19 protein-coding genes, 1 tRNA gene and 5 pseudogenes are annotated in these 15,490 nt (G+C 58.6%); 4 read left to right on the top strand and 21 right to left on the bottom strand.

Annotated elements, in window-relative coordinates; translation table 11 throughout:
- Positions 1–7: 7 nt before the first annotated feature.
- The 13 genes and pseudogenes from AB4N53_RS01960 to AB4N53_RS01900 form a co-directional block, all read right to left on the bottom strand.
- Positions 8–1,705, bottom strand: a complete 1,698-nt coding sequence (locus AB4N53_RS01960; protein ID WP_460117720.1) for a phage tail-collar fiber domain-containing protein — start codon at positions 1,703–1,705, stop codon at positions 8–10.
- A gap of 9 nt (positions 1,706–1,714) precedes the next feature.
- Positions 1,715–2,239, bottom strand: coding sequence for a phage tail protein (locus AB4N53_RS01955; protein WP_460117718.1), 525 nt, complete (start codon positions 2,237–2,239; stop codon positions 1,715–1,717).
- A pseudogene (locus tag AB4N53_RS01950) lies at positions 2,236–3,150 on the bottom strand (baseplate J/gp47 family protein); the annotation flags it as partial. The pseudogene AB4N53_RS01950 and the gene AB4N53_RS01955, both read right to left, overlap by 4 nt.
- Positions 3,151–5,133 (bottom strand): annotated as a pseudogene (locus AB4N53_RS01945) (phage tail tape measure protein); the annotation flags it as partial. It abuts the pseudogene before it with no gap.
- 5 nt (positions 5,134–5,138) lie between these two features.
- Entirely contained in the window at positions 5,139–5,279 is a 141-nt protein-coding gene (locus AB4N53_RS01940) for a DUF6890 family protein (RefSeq protein WP_261737282.1), read from the bottom strand.
- A gap of 23 nt (positions 5,280–5,302) precedes the next feature.
- Positions 5,303–5,596, bottom strand: a complete 294-nt coding sequence (locus AB4N53_RS01935) for a putative phage tail assembly chaperone (RefSeq protein WP_123419148.1) — start codon at positions 5,594–5,596, stop codon at positions 5,303–5,305.
- Positions 5,593–6,123 carry a lysis protein gene (locus tag AB4N53_RS01930; protein WP_460117714.1) on the bottom strand — a complete coding sequence of 177 codons (531 nt, stop codon included), beginning with the start codon at positions 6,121–6,123 and terminating at the stop codon, positions 5,593–5,595. Before AB4N53_RS01930 ends, AB4N53_RS01935 begins: the two co-directional genes overlap by 4 nt.
- Positions 6,120–6,647 (bottom strand): lysozyme, encoded by a 528-nt coding sequence (locus AB4N53_RS01925; protein WP_460117712.1) that lies wholly within the window; start codon positions 6,645–6,647, stop codon positions 6,120–6,122. The genes AB4N53_RS01930 and AB4N53_RS01925 overlap by 4 nt, the downstream gene beginning before the upstream one ends.
- Positions 6,644–6,940 carry a hypothetical protein gene (locus AB4N53_RS01920; RefSeq protein ID WP_065615923.1) on the bottom strand — a complete coding sequence of 99 codons (297 nt, stop codon included), beginning with the start codon at positions 6,938–6,940 and terminating at the stop codon, positions 6,644–6,646. Before AB4N53_RS01920 ends, AB4N53_RS01925 begins: the two co-directional genes overlap by 4 nt.
- Positions 6,940–7,140, bottom strand: a complete 201-nt coding sequence (locus AB4N53_RS01915) for a TraR/DksA C4-type zinc finger protein (RefSeq protein WP_460125283.1) — start codon at positions 7,138–7,140, stop codon at positions 6,940–6,942. Before AB4N53_RS01915 ends, AB4N53_RS01920 begins: the two co-directional genes overlap by 1 nt.
- A pseudogene (locus tag AB4N53_RS01910) lies at positions 7,080–7,334 on the bottom strand (head completion/stabilization protein); the annotation flags it as partial. The gene AB4N53_RS01915 and the pseudogene AB4N53_RS01910, both read right to left, overlap by 61 nt.
- Positions 7,335–7,432: 98 nt before the next feature.
- Positions 7,433–8,155 carry a phage terminase small subunit gene (gene gpM / locus AB4N53_RS01905; RefSeq protein WP_110645157.1) on the bottom strand — a complete coding sequence of 241 codons (723 nt, stop codon included), beginning with the start codon at positions 8,153–8,155 and terminating at the stop codon, positions 7,433–7,435.
- Positions 8,152–8,337, bottom strand: a pseudogene (locus AB4N53_RS01900) (P2 family phage major capsid protein); the annotation flags it as partial. The gene gpM and the pseudogene AB4N53_RS01900, both read right to left, overlap by 4 nt.
- Here AB4N53_RS01900 and AB4N53_RS01895 point away from each other — a divergent pair.
- A pseudogene (locus AB4N53_RS01895) lies at positions 8,336–8,773 on the top strand (site-specific integrase); the annotation flags it as partial. The pseudogenes AB4N53_RS01900 and AB4N53_RS01895 sit on opposite strands and share 2 nt — an antisense overlap.
- Here the strand turns inward: AB4N53_RS01895 and AB4N53_RS01890 are convergent.
- The 7 genes from AB4N53_RS01890 to AB4N53_RS01860 all read right to left on the bottom strand — a co-directional run bounded on the left by AB4N53_RS01890 (position 8,757) and on the right by AB4N53_RS01860 (position 11,570).
- Complete coding sequence (locus AB4N53_RS01890) at positions 8,757–9,005, bottom strand: hypothetical protein (protein ID WP_350483614.1); 249 nt, start codon at positions 9,003–9,005, stop codon at positions 8,757–8,759. The pseudogene AB4N53_RS01895 and the gene AB4N53_RS01890 overlap by 17 nt on opposite strands.
- Positions 9,002–9,361, bottom strand: coding sequence for a hypothetical protein (locus tag AB4N53_RS01885; protein WP_460117709.1), 360 nt, complete (start codon positions 9,359–9,361; stop codon positions 9,002–9,004). Before AB4N53_RS01885 ends, AB4N53_RS01890 begins: the two co-directional genes overlap by 4 nt.
- Positions 9,362–9,636: 275 nt before the next feature.
- Positions 9,637–9,999: a hypothetical protein gene (locus AB4N53_RS01880; protein ID WP_141129236.1), complete on the bottom strand. Its 363-nt coding sequence runs from the start codon at positions 9,997–9,999 to the stop codon at positions 9,637–9,639.
- A 138-nt stretch (positions 10,000–10,137) separates the two neighbouring features.
- Entirely contained in the window at positions 10,138–10,356 is a 219-nt protein-coding gene (locus tag AB4N53_RS01875) for a hypothetical protein (RefSeq protein ID WP_325720219.1), read from the bottom strand.
- 159 nt (positions 10,357–10,515) lie between these two features.
- Positions 10,516–10,827, bottom strand: a complete 312-nt coding sequence (locus tag AB4N53_RS01870; protein ID WP_460117707.1) for a hypothetical protein — start codon at positions 10,825–10,827, stop codon at positions 10,516–10,518.
- Positions 10,828–11,059: 232 nt separating this feature from the next.
- Complete coding sequence (locus AB4N53_RS01865) at positions 11,060–11,278, bottom strand: hypothetical protein (RefSeq protein ID WP_414916953.1); 219 nt, start codon at positions 11,276–11,278, stop codon at positions 11,060–11,062.
- A 202-nt stretch (positions 11,279–11,480) separates the two neighbouring features.
- A tRNA-Ser gene (locus AB4N53_RS01860) sits at positions 11,481–11,570 on the bottom strand.
- Between the two features lie 296 nt (positions 11,571–11,866).
- Here AB4N53_RS01860 and AB4N53_RS01855 point away from each other — a divergent pair.
- The 3 genes from AB4N53_RS01855 (at position 11,867) to AB4N53_RS01845 (ending at position 14,604) form a co-directional block, all read left to right on the top strand.
- Entirely contained in the window at positions 11,867–12,556 is a 690-nt protein-coding gene (locus tag AB4N53_RS01855; protein ID WP_076566844.1) for a crotonase/enoyl-CoA hydratase family protein, read from the top strand.
- Between the two features lie 220 nt (positions 12,557–12,776).
- Positions 12,777–13,499 (top strand): lysophospholipid acyltransferase family protein, encoded by a 723-nt coding sequence (locus tag AB4N53_RS01850; RefSeq protein ID WP_460117704.1) that lies wholly within the window; start codon positions 12,777–12,779, stop codon positions 13,497–13,499.
- Positions 13,500–13,632: 133 nt separating this feature from the next.
- A complete protein-coding gene (locus tag AB4N53_RS01845; RefSeq protein ID WP_071171539.1) occupies positions 13,633–14,604 on the top strand; it encodes a magnesium and cobalt transport protein CorA in 972 nt (323 codons plus the stop codon).
- A gap of 69 nt (positions 14,605–14,673) precedes the next feature.
- Here the strand turns inward: AB4N53_RS01845 and AB4N53_RS01840 are convergent, their stop codons facing one another.
- On the bottom strand, positions 14,674–15,402 hold the full coding sequence (locus AB4N53_RS01840; protein WP_460117702.1) for an amidotransferase: 729 nt from the start codon (positions 15,400–15,402) through the stop codon (positions 14,674–14,676).
- Positions 15,403–15,490 lie beyond the last annotated feature (88 nt).

Here is a 15,490-nt window from a genome sequence, read left to right as displayed (position 1 = left end):
CTCGATCTCAATATTTGATGCAGTAATTTAGGGCCATGTTTCGAGGCCGGGTTTCGGCGCCGCCAGCGGCGGCAACAGTCACACCGTGGGTATGCGCACCGCTGCCACTCACGCCAATGTTGTGCGCGTGCAGGCCAGCGGCGCCGATGCCGACGTTGTGTGCGTGATTGCCTTGGTAGTCGGTGCGCATGGGGCGACCGTCGGCGTTCTTGCCACCGGGGATTTCCAGCTCTGTGAAAACGCTGCCACCTGCTGGATACCCCACGTTGATCCCGGCGCCGTTATCGACTATTCGAAACCCGTGGTCGTGGTTACCTTGCGCGTCAGTCCAAGCACTGTGGTTGTGGTTGCCTTGGGCATCAGTCCAAGCACTGTGCAAGTGGTCGCCTACGGCCGCAGCCGACGCAGAGTGCGCATGGGAATGAATCATCATGTCCTGATACGCGCCGAACGCTCGGCCGGGATCCAGCCCGCGCCCATCGTCCCAGCCGCGAGGGAATAAACCGCGCATGTCGGGCAGATTGAATGTGGTTGAACCATCACCCTCCCCGTAGTGCGTACCAAGCCAAGCGAAGAGTTGTGCGAACGTGCTACGCGAGACCGCCGCACCATTGCACTTAAGCCATCCCGTCGGGGCGGCGCTCATTGCAAACGCTGCCACCATGCCGGTCATTGAATCCCCGACTTGTTTCTGGAGTTTGTTGAGTGCCGCCGTAGATGCCACGATCTCGCTGCTGTTGGTTGCTGGATCGTCGCTAATGGCGTTGGGCAAGTTGCCCAGTCCGACGTCTGCTTTGGTCGTGGCCCGGGCACGCAGCTGCGAATAATCGCCGGTACGAGAGGCGAGATATTTGATCACCGCACCGCCGACTGGCTCGGCGTCCCGCAAATCCACTATATTGCTGGGTGAAATGAAATCAGCGATCGGCACACAGTAATGACGCACGCCGGCAGCATCGGTGTAATCGGCCTGGTCACCGAACACCACTTTCCATACAGCCACCCGATCGTTCATTTGGCGCTCGAGGCAAACGTCCAGACATACCTTGCCCACAGGAACGACACCCGGGACGGCTTCTGCCTTCGCGATCGCTATGCGGATGCCCTCGACGTAGGCCGTGCCACCGTTAATCTGGTAGCCGGTGCCTGCCTTTTCGAAAATCAGTGAATCACTGAAAAAGAATGCACGTCCATAAAGGTTGCGATTGCTCAGGCGCCCACGCTCGTCGATGCCGGCAAGGCGTACCGTGAAATCATGCTGCCAAGTGCTCGCATCGATCTTCACACCGGTGAGTTGCATCGCACCGTCAAAGGCCACCAGGAAATTGCGGGTAACGTTGTTACCGATCTGCTCCGGCGGAATGTTCCTGCGCTTTTGCTGCAGCGGCACCGACGACGCGGCGAACAAGATGCCGTCGGCGTCCTCAAGGCCCACCCAATTAAAGTCCCAGTCACCGATGTCCGAGCCCAACTGCGCGCTGTACACCACTTGGTTCGGATTCACGAAACCCGCGTTCTTTTCCGGGATGGTGTAGACGTGCACAATCTGTTCAGCGGGTGGCTTGCCGGCCGCGCGATCGAGCGGCGCGGTCGGATCAAGCCCCGGCACATTAGCAAAGATGAACCGACTGACGATCAGCGGCTTTTGCTGGCTTTGTTTAAGGGCAATTTGGCTTTCGCCGGCCAAGGTAATATTGGCGCTCACGGTGCGCTCCTACAGGCTGGCAACCAGCGTTTGCTGGTCGTCGTTGAAGTCGATCAGGGCGATTTGCAGCCCTACGGGGGTGATGGTGACGAAGTCGTAGCGCCGGCACGTTCGGCCGTACTGCTGGATCAGCACGCGCAGAAGTTCGGGATTGAGCGACAACTGAGCGTTGCTGAATTTGAGCAGCACCACGTCCCAATCGCGATCGGGCTGGCGTTCCTCGATCTCGACGTAACCCACGCCCAGTCGCTCAAAAATGCGTTTCAACCCGGCGGTGCTGCCGGCGTCGACTGAGTTGATAAACGCGTATTTCACGCGCAGTCGAAACAAGGACTCGGGTTCGCCCTTGAAGCGCGTCACGTCACGTTGCCAGGCCCACAGCTCAAGGATGTTCATGTGGCAGGTGTCGGGATTGATCTGCGAATAGGGCCAACGCAACCAACCGGCGACGGTTTCCCACCACGCCTGTGCAGCGGCCACCAGCTTTGAAAGCTCGGTGCCGCCCAGCCAGAACGGCAATTTGAGTTTGATCATTGCAGGTTCACCTTCAGCGACGTCAGGCGCGGGATGTCCAATCCGCTGGTGATGTCGACGCCGGGTGTAAACCGCAGTGAAGCGATATCGACGAACTCCTGGTGCAACTCCTCCGCCAGTCGACTGAAGCTGAAACGCGATTGGGGATAAGTGAGCGTCGGCTGATAGTCGCGCGGCGTGCTTTCACGAAACGCGGCCCGTATGAACAGCTCGACCTCACTTTTCAACGTGTCGGCCTGCTCGGCGCTCAGGTTAGGTTGTGGCCATAGATCCATCTCAACACTGACAGGCACCTCTGGCATCACCATGGCCAGCAGATCGTCGCCGTGGCCATGGTTGCCCTGGTCGCGAATGTGCGAATTGATTTGCTCCAGGTAAGTCGCCGCCGGCACTCCCGCGTCGAACAGCACGAAGGCGTTGGCACTCCCCGGCCCGCGCGGTGCGCCGTGCTCGAAGTAGACGCCATCCGGACGCACGCCCGGGAAAGCTGAAATCATGGCCCGATACACCGCGTCGGTGTGCCACTGGTTCACCGCCGAGAACTGGTTGCGCACGCGCAAACGCAATTGGCCGTTCGGCTCAGGATCCGCACCAGGTGATTCCAGCCAACCGTCCTTGTTCACGACCTGGATAATGCCCGGCACCGGAACCGGCAGGATGGCGTAGTAACCTGGGGCGAGATTGAAGCCACTACCGGATTCGATCGCCTCCGCCTGAACTTCCAGCTGCAGCTGGCCCGCGACGAACGTCGCCGGCGCCGTGGTAATCAGTTGGTACACGTTGCCGTTGATGGCGGCCGACTGCACCACAATGCCTTTTTCCAGCTCCAGGACACCGTCCGGCAAGGCCCGGGTAAACAGCAATTTACCGCGGGCTTTGGTGGCGCCTTTACGCTCGACGTTGACCGCCCATCCGCCTACCGCCATGGCCATCAGGTTTTCCATCTCCAGCGGCGTCATGGTCTTGCTGGTGTGAATGTTCACGTTCTCCACATGCGTGCCCTTGTTCTGGCTGCTGTTGTTGTTCTGGATGCTGGTCAGCAGGCCACCGGGCGGCACCGCTGAAGGGCGCGCCGGCGAAAGGTTGGGGATTGCCGCGTTGATGGTTTGCTGGGCTTTCTGCGCGGCGTTGGCTGTGTCGGCGGCATTGGTCGCGGCATCGACGCCGGGCACTTCAGGCATGCCGCCGAAACGCGCTTCGATGTTCACGCCCGGGATGCTGTTCAGCAGCTCGATCACGCCATTAACGGCCTTGGTGAAAATGCCGACGATACTGTCCCAAGCGGCCTTGGCCATGCCTGACCAGCCGCCCATTGAGTTAAACCAGTCGGACAGTTTCTGGAGCTTGTCGGCGACGAACTGGAACGCGGCCGTGTTCATCAAGGCGGACGTCCATTCGTCCCAGTAGTGAACCGCCGCGACAATGACCGCCACCAGGGCGAGAACACCGACCACAATCCACACCATCGGGTTGGCCAACAGTGCCGCGTTGACCAGCCAGATCGCCCCTTGCCACAGCAGCATGGCGCCACGAACCAGGGCAAGGCCGGCGCTGAGCGTATAGATCACGGCCATGTAAGCCAGGATCGCCAGTTTTTGCAGGACGAAGCCGGCAACGGTGCGCAGGTTCATCAGCTGGACGACCTTCCACACCGACACCAAACCCAGCCAGGTCATCCGTGAAACGCCAACCACCAACGTCAGCAGTGACATGGCGCCGACGAGGCTCATGATGGTCAGTGCGGCGATGCCGATCACGCGGGTGATGTTGGGAAACAGCTGCGACCAGCGCACCAATGTTTTGCCGATATCCACCATCTTGTTCATGAACGGCGTCAGCACCGGGATCAGCACTTGGCCAAACACCACCCGCATGACTTCGACCAGGGACGCCCATTGCTGCCAGGGATCGACCATGGCCCGGGCCATTTGCTCGGCATTCTCCAGACCGCGCACTTTGCCCAACTGCTCAATGCCGTTGCGCAACCGGTCGGTGTCCTTGGCGAGCGCGCCGATTACCTGGGCGCCTTCGCCGCCGAAAGCCTCCATCAGCTTGGCGCCGGCCGACGCACTGGTCAGGTCACCGAACTTGCCCTGCAGCTTGTCTAGGATCGTCATCATCGGCAGAAGCTTGCCCTGCTGATCGGTGAACTTGAGTCCCAATTTGTCGGAAGCGGCGCCGATGTTTTCAAAAAAGGCCTTGTAGCGTCCGCCAGCGTCGCCGCCTTCCATGGTGCTGCTGAGCGTACCGATCACGGCCATCTGTTCGGCCAGGTCAACGCCCGATGTGGTGGCGATCGCTCCGGCTTCCTTGAAGGCGTCTTTCATCGCCGCGCCGCTGGTACGAAACAGCTGCACGGCCAGCGCGGTCTGCCCGCCGAGCTTTTCCACCCACGCGCCCTTCCCCATCGCATCCGCTTGGGACTTCTGCAGGTTGTAGAGCGTGCCGACGTATTCACCCATCGTTTCAGCGTCGGATTTGGTGGCCTTGGCCAGCAGGTTGCTGGTGTTGGTGAAGATCGCGAGCTGGTTGCCGGCAAGTCCTTTGATCGCGCCTTCGATCACATAGGCGGACGCCACAAAATCCTTGGCGTTCTCGCCATAGCTCACGGCGAACTGCAGCGACTTGGCATTGAGCGACGACAGCGCATCCTCGGCCACGCCGAGCGACCGAACGTCGCCAAGGGCGCGATTGACCTCCAGCGCCGGCGCCATCGCCTGCTGGACGCCGACCACAGCCGCCGTCACGCCGCCCATGCCCAAGCCGATCGTCTTGATGTGCTTTTCGCTCTGATCAGCGAGCTCGGAGAAACCCATCTTCACCTTGCCCAAGGGCGCGGTGACTTTGTCCTGCAAGCTCAGAATGAAAGCCAGGCTGGCACTACGATCTGCCACAGTCGTTATCCGTTCAGCGCAAGGGCGATGCCGTTAGCCACGGCAAACTCCATGCGTTTCCAGTGTTCGTCCTCCAGCCACTTGGCCGTGCCCATCGCCTCGGGCGTGGGTTCGGCACCAGGTAGCCAGCGGTTCGTCAGGGCCATCAGCTGGCCCAGGCCGTTTTCGCTCAGGCGCTCAGCGTGCTCGAGCGCTTTTTTACGATCACCTCAACGTTGGGCGCGTACTCCTCGAGCAGCGCGCCGGCGATCTGCATCACCATCACCGGGTTGGCCAGCAGCGGTTTGAGCGTGGCCTTTTCCTCTTGCTTGACGGTGGTCATCAGCAGGTTGTTGCCCGGGGCCACCTTGTTGGTTTGGGTCAGGGCGTTGAAGTACTTGGTGACGTCCGCCGGCGTGAGGTTGAAGGTGAACTCCGCTTCGCCGACTTCCAGGGTGATTTCGGTGTTGTTCTGTTGGCTCATTGGGTAGATCTCTTGTTGAGGTTGGGAAAAGTGGTGTCCTGGTGCGCTGGCGATCGCTGGCACACGCCACGGACGTATTGCTGCAGCCCGAGAATCATTTGCCGGCTTAAGGCGAGCTGATTACGGAGGGTGAAATAATCCGGTCGAGCGTCTGCTGCGAGTTCGGCGCGTCCTGCATCAGCCACGCGGGCGGCGCCGGCGGTGGCGGGCACAGACCCACCGCCGGGACAGGCGGCCCGGACGTGCAACCGGCCAGTGCCATCGTCAACAGCGCCGCGCAGGCGATCGTTTTCGGTGCGTGCATCGGTCAATTCCTTGGTGTTTCGTTGGTCGATCGCGTCCCGCTCGGCGAGCATTTCGCCGCTGATTCGGGCCGCTTCACGTAACCCGACGACCTCCGACTTCAGCCCATTCAGGTCTTTCAGCGCTTCATCACGCTGATCCACAACCCGGATAAACCAATACAAGGGCACCAAGGCAGTAATCAGCATCACGATCAGCGCGAGCCGTAGCGGTGGAATCGTCATTTCAGACAAACCTCCACTTCAGCCAGCCGGCGGTTGTGCAGGCCTGAAACGAAGCGCTTGCGGCCTTGGGCGTCGGTCACGTACGCCCATACCGGTGTCTTGCCGTCCGGTGCCCAGGCCAACGCCCTGCAGCCGTCAGCAATGCGGCCGGCGTTGATCAACGCCACCGCCCGACTGGCGCAAGTGCTGGGCACACCGACGTTGTGGGCATGGCTGGTCAGCGCGTCGAAGGTGTTCTGGCTCACGTCCGGGTTGGTGATGCAGTCGGCCAGCTGCAGCTGGGTTTTGCGGATCACCAGCTGCTCCACCTCCGCGCAACGATCGGGCGACCAGTAGTCACCGACTACCACCGGGAACGGGCTGGTGTGTCGAGTGATGCCCTTGCAGACAGTGGGCAGTCCGCTGGCCAACTTGTCGGCATAGACGGTGTTCTGGCCGTTGCCTTCCCAAGTGCCCAGGAAAATCACCAACGGAGCGCTGGCCAGCGCAATCACGCCGGCTTGAATCCTGCCGCGCAGGCTCATGGGAACCACACCCGCAACAGTGCCGGCACAACCATCTGCAGCACAGAAGCGACCACAGTGAGAATGGTCAGCAAGCGGCCGACCTTCGCGCCGATGTCGTTCACCGCGACCGTCAGGGTCTGCTGGCCAGCGTTGAGCTCCGAGAGTTGCCCCGCCATATGCTCGAAGCCCTGCTCCAACTTGGTGACGCGGGTCGGGACGGTTTCGTGGCGGTCTTCCAGCTCGCTCAGGCGGTGCTCAAAGACCGCAAATTTTTGCTCCAGCGCGCCGAGGCGCACGGCTTCGATGGTCATCAGCGTTTACTCTGCTCAAAGTCAGCCTGGCACGGCACGCAGCGCGTTTTACCGCCCAGCGCCTGGCGCGCTGGCGGGATTTCGTTATCGCAGTCCTGGCAATGGGTCAGGCTTGGCCCGACCGGCATACCTTGATCTGCTTCGGCGGGAGGTTGAGCGGATCGGGAACCTCGACACTGTTTACGCCAAGGGCTCGCCAGCGTTGTTTCAGCTCTGCCAGATCGGCATTGACCTCGACCATTGCCATGGTCAGGTCAGCGGCCAGCATGTCCACCAGGTACTCCGCCGGCAGGCGGTATCCTTTCTGGAATTCGGCAACAGACAGATCCGGCCAAAAGCCGTCGTTCTCGATCATCTGTTCCACAAACGTGGTGGGTTTACCGGAAAAGCTCATTGCTGACCGCTCAAATAGGGCGGGGAGACTGTTTTCCGTGGGGCTGGCCATGAATGGCAGACACACGTCCACAGTTCCCCGCTGGGGGGGGTAGTGGGTTATTGGGCGCCGGTGACGGCGGGTGTTTGTTTGGCGATCGCTTTGCGGCACTTCGCAATGCGCGTCTCGTTGCCGGCTTTCGCGTACAGCTCGGTCGAGCGCTCCAGATGCTGGAGCGCGGTTTCCCATTGCTCGGCCTCCATGGCGCGCATGCCGATCAACTTGTGGTACTTGCTCGGGATTTGCTCGGTCAGCTCCCACTCACCGTCGACGCGGGGCAGCAGGTCAGACAGGTACGGCTCCGGACTGCGCTGGGCGTTGTATTCGGCGTAAGCCCAATCGATTACCGCGTCGGCAACGAAGGTCTGCACGTCGCGCCGCTTGAACCGCTCGGGCATCTCCTGCCCCTGCCCGATCGCAAAGTCAGCCAGTGCCAAGCCATCTTCGAACTGCTCGGTGTCGAACAGCCAGACCATCACCTGGACCAGGACGCGGTTCGGCATCACCAGGCCCGAGTCCATGTAGCGCTGAATGAAGTCCTGGTACTTGGGAAGCAGTTCCTCACGCTTGAGCGCCTGACGCCCGGCAAGACCCTTGATATCGCTCAGGCGCTGCAGATCCTGATCCAGCGAGGCTTCCATCAGCAGCAGGTGCTTTTTAGCGTTGGCCGGGCTGCTAAGGGCTTCCGCCGGCGAATACGCCAGCGGTGCCGCTGCAGCAGCAATCACTGCAGCGGTTCCTTGAGCCAAAGTGCGGCGCTTGTGTGCGAGAGCCAGGCTCACTTAACCAGCTCCACGTTCTCGGTTAGCGCGATTTTCTCCAACTGCTCGATCACATAGCCTTCATTGCGACTGTTGTAATCCTCGACGCGGGAGCGTTTCGGGTTGTCCACGGTTTGCTTGCGCCAGCTGGAGTCTTGGAAGTAGATCGACAGGTTGTCCCAACTGGTTACAAGCACACCGTTGCGCCTGTTGGCACCGGCGTGGGAGGCCTTACGCAAGATCGATGCATTGAACCGCAACAGAAAAGCGCAAACCGTGGAGGTGGTCGAACGGGACAACAAGACGGTGCGAAACCACAAGCTGCACTTCGTGTTCCTGAACACCAAAACCGGGCTGCCACATGCCAACGATTTTGTCGTACGCGATCGCTTCTTCAAGGCGCACTTGCTGGCGGCTGGTGTTCGTTACCGGGGCCCTGGTCAATGCAGGCACACGTACGCCAGTCAGCTGCTCACCACTGGCGTGGCGTCGATCGACTGGATTGCGGAACAGATGGGGCACACCAACGGCAACATGATCCGTCAGCATTACGGGACGTGGATCAATGAAGACGGGCCGGACGTAGTGGGCATGTTGCAAATGGCGCTGAAGCTGTCGCCGGTCACAGCTCCACACTGAATCCCCGAATACCGATGTTTTCGGCAAAGCGCCCCACCGCGGTCAAGCTGGCCCAAGTGCGCAGTCGCTCACGCCGCGAGCGCACCGGCACCCAGCGTGCGCCACTGCCGCCTAAACGAATCGACAAGCCCCAGTCGGGGCCGCCTTCGATCTTGGCGACCAGGCATTCGCGCACCGCGTGTTGTTCCACCAGGGCGCGCAGCACCTCCTCGTGAATGCCTTCGCCGATCATTCGTCGAGCGCCGCCTGACGCGCTTGTGACGCATCATCGAATACCAGATACAGGGTTTCAATCGCTCCAGGGTTTAGCGCATTTACCGTCTCGATGCCGAGCACGAAGCCCTCGGCCCGGTCGGCGGCGTGCAGCGTATCGGCCACGGTGGTGGCCTGGGCAATATTGCTCAGCAGTTTGACGGCGCGGTAATGAACCGCCTCCGGCAGGTTCAAAGCGGTAAATGGATCATGCAGGGCAGGTTCGTCGTATCCGCTCATGAACGTTTCCTGGCCTCGCGCCGTCAAGGCGGCAACCTGCACTGGGCTCAAGTCGCCCGGTTTCATGGCTTCAGGGTTGATGTTGTCGCGGTTCATGTCGTCCATTCCATAGTAAGCGTGACGGCAGAGCCAGTCTGCCGGTGTCTGGTCGTCCAGTGTAGGTAGGACTGGTCGACGGCCCCAAACAAAAAGGCCCCCACGCCGACGCACGGTGTGGGGGCCAATTGAACATAGGCTGGAATTCAACGTATCAGTCCTCAAAGGCTGCTATCGGCCAGAAGCTGACGTGCGGGAATAACCGCTTTCGACTCAAGCAGACATATTTAATGACCACAATTCGCCGTGTTCAACCACCGGACAGGTGTGCATATTCAAGGCGCTGCTGGATAGAACTCACCATCATCACCCTGAACTCTCGCGTTCAAACTGCGAGCCATCTCTTCGAGTTTGGAGATCGCCTTGTCAGTCGGATTTTTTGTATACAGTTCACCAAGATCTGAGCGATACCAGAGCGGAAATGACTCTCCAGGTATGGAGACCATAAAGTCTTGTGGGCTATTGGCAACATCCCTGATGACCTCTGGGTCGGTTTTCAAATGTTCTTGCCATTCGTCGAAGGTGATTTTGGGACCGAAGTCGTCAGCCCAAAAATCCTTGCGACTGATATGTAGATCGTAACCGGCGACCGCAAAGGTGCTAACACCCATAAGAAGCACTGAAAGGAAATTACGCATATGTCCCTATTTGAGGATGTCTGTGGGATTTATGCTGACGTCCTGAGACTTTCCTTACAAGGGGAACCTGCTACAAAAGTCCGCTCTTGGCCGATTTCTGCCTGTCACGACTCACCGACATCGCCCCAAAGGTACCGGTCAGTGAAAATGAAAAAGGCGCAAAATTAACCTCGAAGCTTTTTTACCTTCAGCCTCGTAGATTTTGCGCAATGAATCTTGATCGTGGAGTTTGTGTAGATTGAAGTGATTATAGAAGGCTTGCCCCAACCGCTGATGCTTGAAGCTTCCTTGGCTCCACAGCCGGATGAACTCGTTATAGGCTGTGCGCTCGATCTGCAGCGACAAATTAGCTTCCATCTTGGGTAGTCATCAATGAAGGTTCTCAAGCTTACGAACCGACCACGAATCCCTCAACCCCCACCGTCGCGCACTGGAGGCGTTTTCGCCCAATAGCATTCATTCATGGACGACTCGATAGACCCGGAGCTGCCTCTCGGAGAGCTAAAACTGAGATTGTCACTCGTCAAACAGAGTCCAACCATGGCAAATGCCGTCAAAGTCTTTTGCCGTAAAAAATAATACAAGTTCCTCTGGGTCAAATTTTGTGTACAGCCAGTGCCCAGGAACAGGGCCTCTCGTTATCACGTATTCCAAGCGGTACTTTTGAACAACTGCAGAACTGAGAGAAGCTGAATTCAACTCAAATCTGTCACCTTGATTGAGCGCCCATAGCTTCCCAATAAGGCTATCATCAAGTACCACCTCTTCAGCTGTCTCCATCAGATGCCGTGTATGCAGTTTTTTTTGAAGCCTAACGCTTCTGGCCATGGATCAACCTACCTATAAACAGTCCGAAGGTCGGCATAATAATACTGGAACGCGGAGATGACTGCCTTGTGGCTACTTCAGCCGATTCCGACAGGCAGCTACTGGCCGCTTTCTGCCTTTCGTGAAGGGTGAGAAGTTTCTCGATGGATGTTTCCAGACCAATAAAACGGTCGAACCGGATATAGCCTTCCATGTTGTGCCAACCCTTCATGGTGCGTAATGGCGCAAGCCCCTAAGACTGCCGTAGTCGGGTAATTGCTTCAGTGATCGCTTTGGCATTTGTGTCGAGGGTTTCGATGGCCACGAGCGCGTTATCGGCAACGTCCCCTACACCATTTTCTGAAAGCCATTTGGTGACCTCCTCGATCGCCGCCGCCAGGGCATGCTGGTTATGTAGAAGCAATGTCAGAGCATCTGCCGCGGCAACGTTGGAATCAGAATCAGATGGCATGAAAGTCGTCCTTGGAGTTCGGTTCGCAAAAGGCTAGCTCATCGTATCGCTGGCGACGGTCAGCTACCATTCGGCGGTTCTACTTTCGCACCAAAATAGCGCACCAGTCCCATCTCAGTCCCATATGGCTTTTTTTCAGACGCCAAAAACCACAAACCCCCGAATTTCTCTAGGAAAATCAGGGGCTTGCGTTTACTGAATGTGGCGGTGAAGGAGAGATTCGAACTCTCGATACAGTTTCCTGTATACACACTTTCCAGGCGTGCTCCTTAAGCCACTCGGACACTTCACCGTATCTCTGCAGACATGTTCTGTCTGTCGAGGCGCGCTAATGTAGTCGAAAGCTTTTCTGATGGCAAACTTTTTTTCAGAATTTTCATGTGCTTAAGAGGGCACGCTGCATTCGGCCGGTGAGCACGATGGCAAACCCGCCAATCTCGGGTGAGCCGCGCGCTTCCTTTATACAAGGCAAGAGGCGCGCCGTGCTGGCCGAAGCGCAAAACGGTGACTGGCAGGTCAGTCACGGCGCTTTACCTGGCTTGCGGCGGTGGGTAACGTCTGCCCATCTTTCTAATAAGGAATAGCGTCATGAGCGAGTTGATTGCCTACCACCTCGAAGACGGTATCGCGACCCTGACCCTGAACAATGGCAAGGTCAACGCCATTTCTCCGGATGTGATTGCGGCGTTTAACGCGGCGCTGGATCAGGCGGTGGCGGATCGCGCCGTGGTGATCATTACCGGGCAGCCGGGGATCCTCTCGGGCGGGTATGACCTGAAGGTCATGACGGCCGGCCCGAAAGAGGCCGTTGCTCTGGTGACGGCCGGTTCGACCTTGGCCCGCCGCCTGCTCTCTCATCCCTTTCCAGTGATCGTTGCTTGCCCGGGGCACGCCGTGGCCAAGGGCGCTTTCCTACTTTTGTCTGCCGATTACCGCATTGGTGTCGACGGCCCGTTCAGCATCGGTCTTAACGAAGTGCAGATCGGCATGACCATGCACCATGCCGGTATCGAGCTGGCGCGTGATCGCTTGCGGCGTTCGGCTTTCCATCGCTCGGTGATCAACGGCGAGATGTTCGATCCGCAAAGCGCCGTTGACGCAGGCTTCCTCGACAAAGTCGTCACTGCCGAAGAATTGCAAGGCGCCGCCCTGGCTGCCGCGCGGCAGCTGAAGAAGATCAACATGCTGGCGCACAAGAACACCAAGCTGAAAGTACGCAAGCAACTGCTGGAAACCCTCGACGATGCCATCCTGCAGGATCAGCAACATCTGGGCTGACTCGTCCAGAATCTGCCGGTAAGAAAAAGCCCGACCTTCGTGTCGGGCTTTTTCTTACGTTCAGCGTTGAAGATTCGCTGAAAGCTCTAGGACGCGCCTGACAGGCAATGCTGAAACATGCGCTTAAACATCGGCTATCTCCGGACTCTATAGCGGCAATTGCCGAAAACAGTGCACATCCGTACACTGCGCCACCTTTTGTCGCGGTGGGCCTGCAAAAATGCTGTTCGTGTTTCGTATGTTGTTGATGGGCCTGCACTTTATTCTGGCGGGCGTGCTCGGCGTGATCCTTGGATTGTGCCGTCCGTTCAACCCGGACAATAGCCGACTGTGCGCCCGCCTCTACGCTTTGCCGGCGATGTGTATCTTGCGTTTGCGGGTCAAGTCCGAGGTCAACGGCTTGATGAACAAGCCCGACAGTTGCGTGATCATCGCCAACCATCAGTCCAACTACGATCTGTTTGTGTTCGGCAACGTCGTCCCGCGCCGCACCGTGTGTATCGGCAAGAAAAGCCTGAAGTGGGTGCCATTGTTCGGCCAACTGTTCTGGCTGGCCGGCAATGTGTTGATCGATCGTGGCAATGCGCACAAGGCGCGGCAGTCGATGCTGACGACGACCCACACCTTGCAGAACGAAGACACCTCGATCTGGGTGTTTCCCGAAGGCACCCGCAACCTCGGTGAAGATTTGTTGCCGTTCAAGAAAGGCGCGTTCCAGATGGCGATTGCCGCCGGCGTGCCGATCGTTCCGGTGTGCGTGAGCAGCTATATCAAGCATATGCGCCTGAATCGCTGGCGCAGCGGCGAGGTTCTCATACGCTCGCTGCCGGCGATTCCGACAGTCGGATTGACCATGGAAGACATGCCTCTGCTGATCGAGCGATGCCGCGAGCAGATGCGCGAGTGCATCGAGTCGATGGATCGGCAACTGCAAGCCGCGTGAAAAACAAACCCGCCCTGTGCGGGTTTTCTTTTGCCGGGTGAACTGTAGAAGTTTCACTGACTCTCAAGCAGCGACACGGCTAAGCTGAAGCCTGGTTTCCCTGCCATCTGCCAAGAAGAAGTGAATCACCACCATGGGTCGAGTTGTTGCTGCTGCGGTGTACAGTGAGGGTAAGAAAGTCACCAATATTTCGCTGGACGAAGGTGCTGCGTGGGCGGCCAAACCCGGCCACTTCGTCTGGATCGGTCTGGAAGAACCGGACGCACAGGAATTATCCAACCTGCAACGCCAGTTCAACCTGCATGAACTGGCCATCGAAGACGCGCTGGAAAAACACAGCCGTCCGAAACTGGAAACCTTTGGTGACGCTCTGTTTATCGTCACCTACTCACCGGTCCGCGAAAACGGCGTTTTGCAATTCATCGAAACGCATATCTTCGCCGGCAGGGGTTACATCATCACCGCACGCAACGGCCATTCCGCGTCGTACGCCTATGTGCGCCAACGCTGTGAGGCGCGTCCGCTGTTGCTCGAGCACGGGGAGGATTTCGTCCTGTATGCGCTGCTCGATTTCGTCATCGAGAACTATCAGCCGGTGGGCGAAGCGATCCACGCCGAGATCGATGAGCTGGAGCGCAACGTGCTGTGCAGCGCCCTCAACGAGCGAGACATCCAGAAGCTGCACGGTCTGCGCCGTGACGTGGTGCGCTTGCGCCGATATGCGGCACCAATGGTGGAAATCGGCGAAGAGCTGCAAAAGCTCAGTTTCCCGTTCATCGACAAGAACATGCGCCCGTACTTTCGCGATGTGCAGATTCACGTGACGCGGCAGATGGAAGACCTGAGCACGCTGGCGGACATTGCCAGCCAGACCATCGAGATCGGCGTGTTGCTCGAGGCATCACGGCAGAGCGTGGTGCAGCGCAAGTTTGCGGCGTGGGCGGCGATTCTGGCGTTCCCGACAGCGGTGGCGGGAATCTATGGGATGAACTTCCAGAACATGCCCGAGTTGACCTGGCACTACGGTTATTTTGCAGTGCTGGGGTTTATCGCGGTGGGGTGTGTGAGTTTGTGGGCGAGCTTCAAGCGGTCCGGGTGGCTGTAGCCGGGACCGCGTTGCCCCGGAGATTCGCGAGCAGGCTCGCTCCCACAGGGATTGTGGGAGCAGGCCCTTTTAGCGTTGAGCCGCTTCTGGCTTGTGCGCCACAAACCGCATCATCCACTCCGCAACCGTAGCGCCATGATGCTCCTGCTCAAGGCTCGCGACACCCTTGGTGTAGATCTGCGAACCCAGCGCTTCCTGGCGCAGATCAAGCAACGCGCGCGAGTAGTCGTGAATGAATTCCGGATGGCCCTGGAAGCACAGCACCTGATCGTTGATGTGATACGCCGCGAACGGGCAGAAATCGCTGGAGGCGATCACCGTGGCATTCTCTGGTAGCTCAGTTACCTGATCCTGGTGGCTGATCAACAGTGTCAGCTCTTCGCGCACCGGACTCATCCACGGCGCCCTGGCCGCCAGCTGGTAGCTGTGAGTGCCGACGCCCCAGCCTTGGGAAGCACGCTCGCTCTTGCCACCAAGCAGCAGCGCCAGCAATTGATGGCCAAAGCACACGCCGAGCAATTTGTCGCCGCGTTCGTAGCGTTTCAGAAGATAGGTCTTGAGGGTCTGGATCCACGGGTCAGTGCCGAACGAATCGGCCTTGCTGCCGGTGACCAGGTACGCATCGAAAGTCTCGTCGTCGCTTGGGTATTCACCCTTCACCACGTTATAGACCGTGAACTCAGCGGCGATCGGTTGTTGCGAGAACAGGCGCTGGAACATCTGCCCATAGCCCTGATACTGGTCAATCAATTCGGGCCGCAGGATGTCGGTTTCGAGAATGCAGATGCGCAACGACATAAAAAATACCTGACACGTGATGGGAATAATGAACACCCCAGAGCCTGCCCTGAAACACCCGGCCAAGGCAAGCCCCGAAATGCTCGCC

Source organism: Pseudomonas sp. H3_E04, assembly GCF_054668915.1.
The sequence above is the reverse complement of the archived record's forward strand: the minus strand, read 5'-3'. Positions and strand labels throughout refer to the sequence as shown.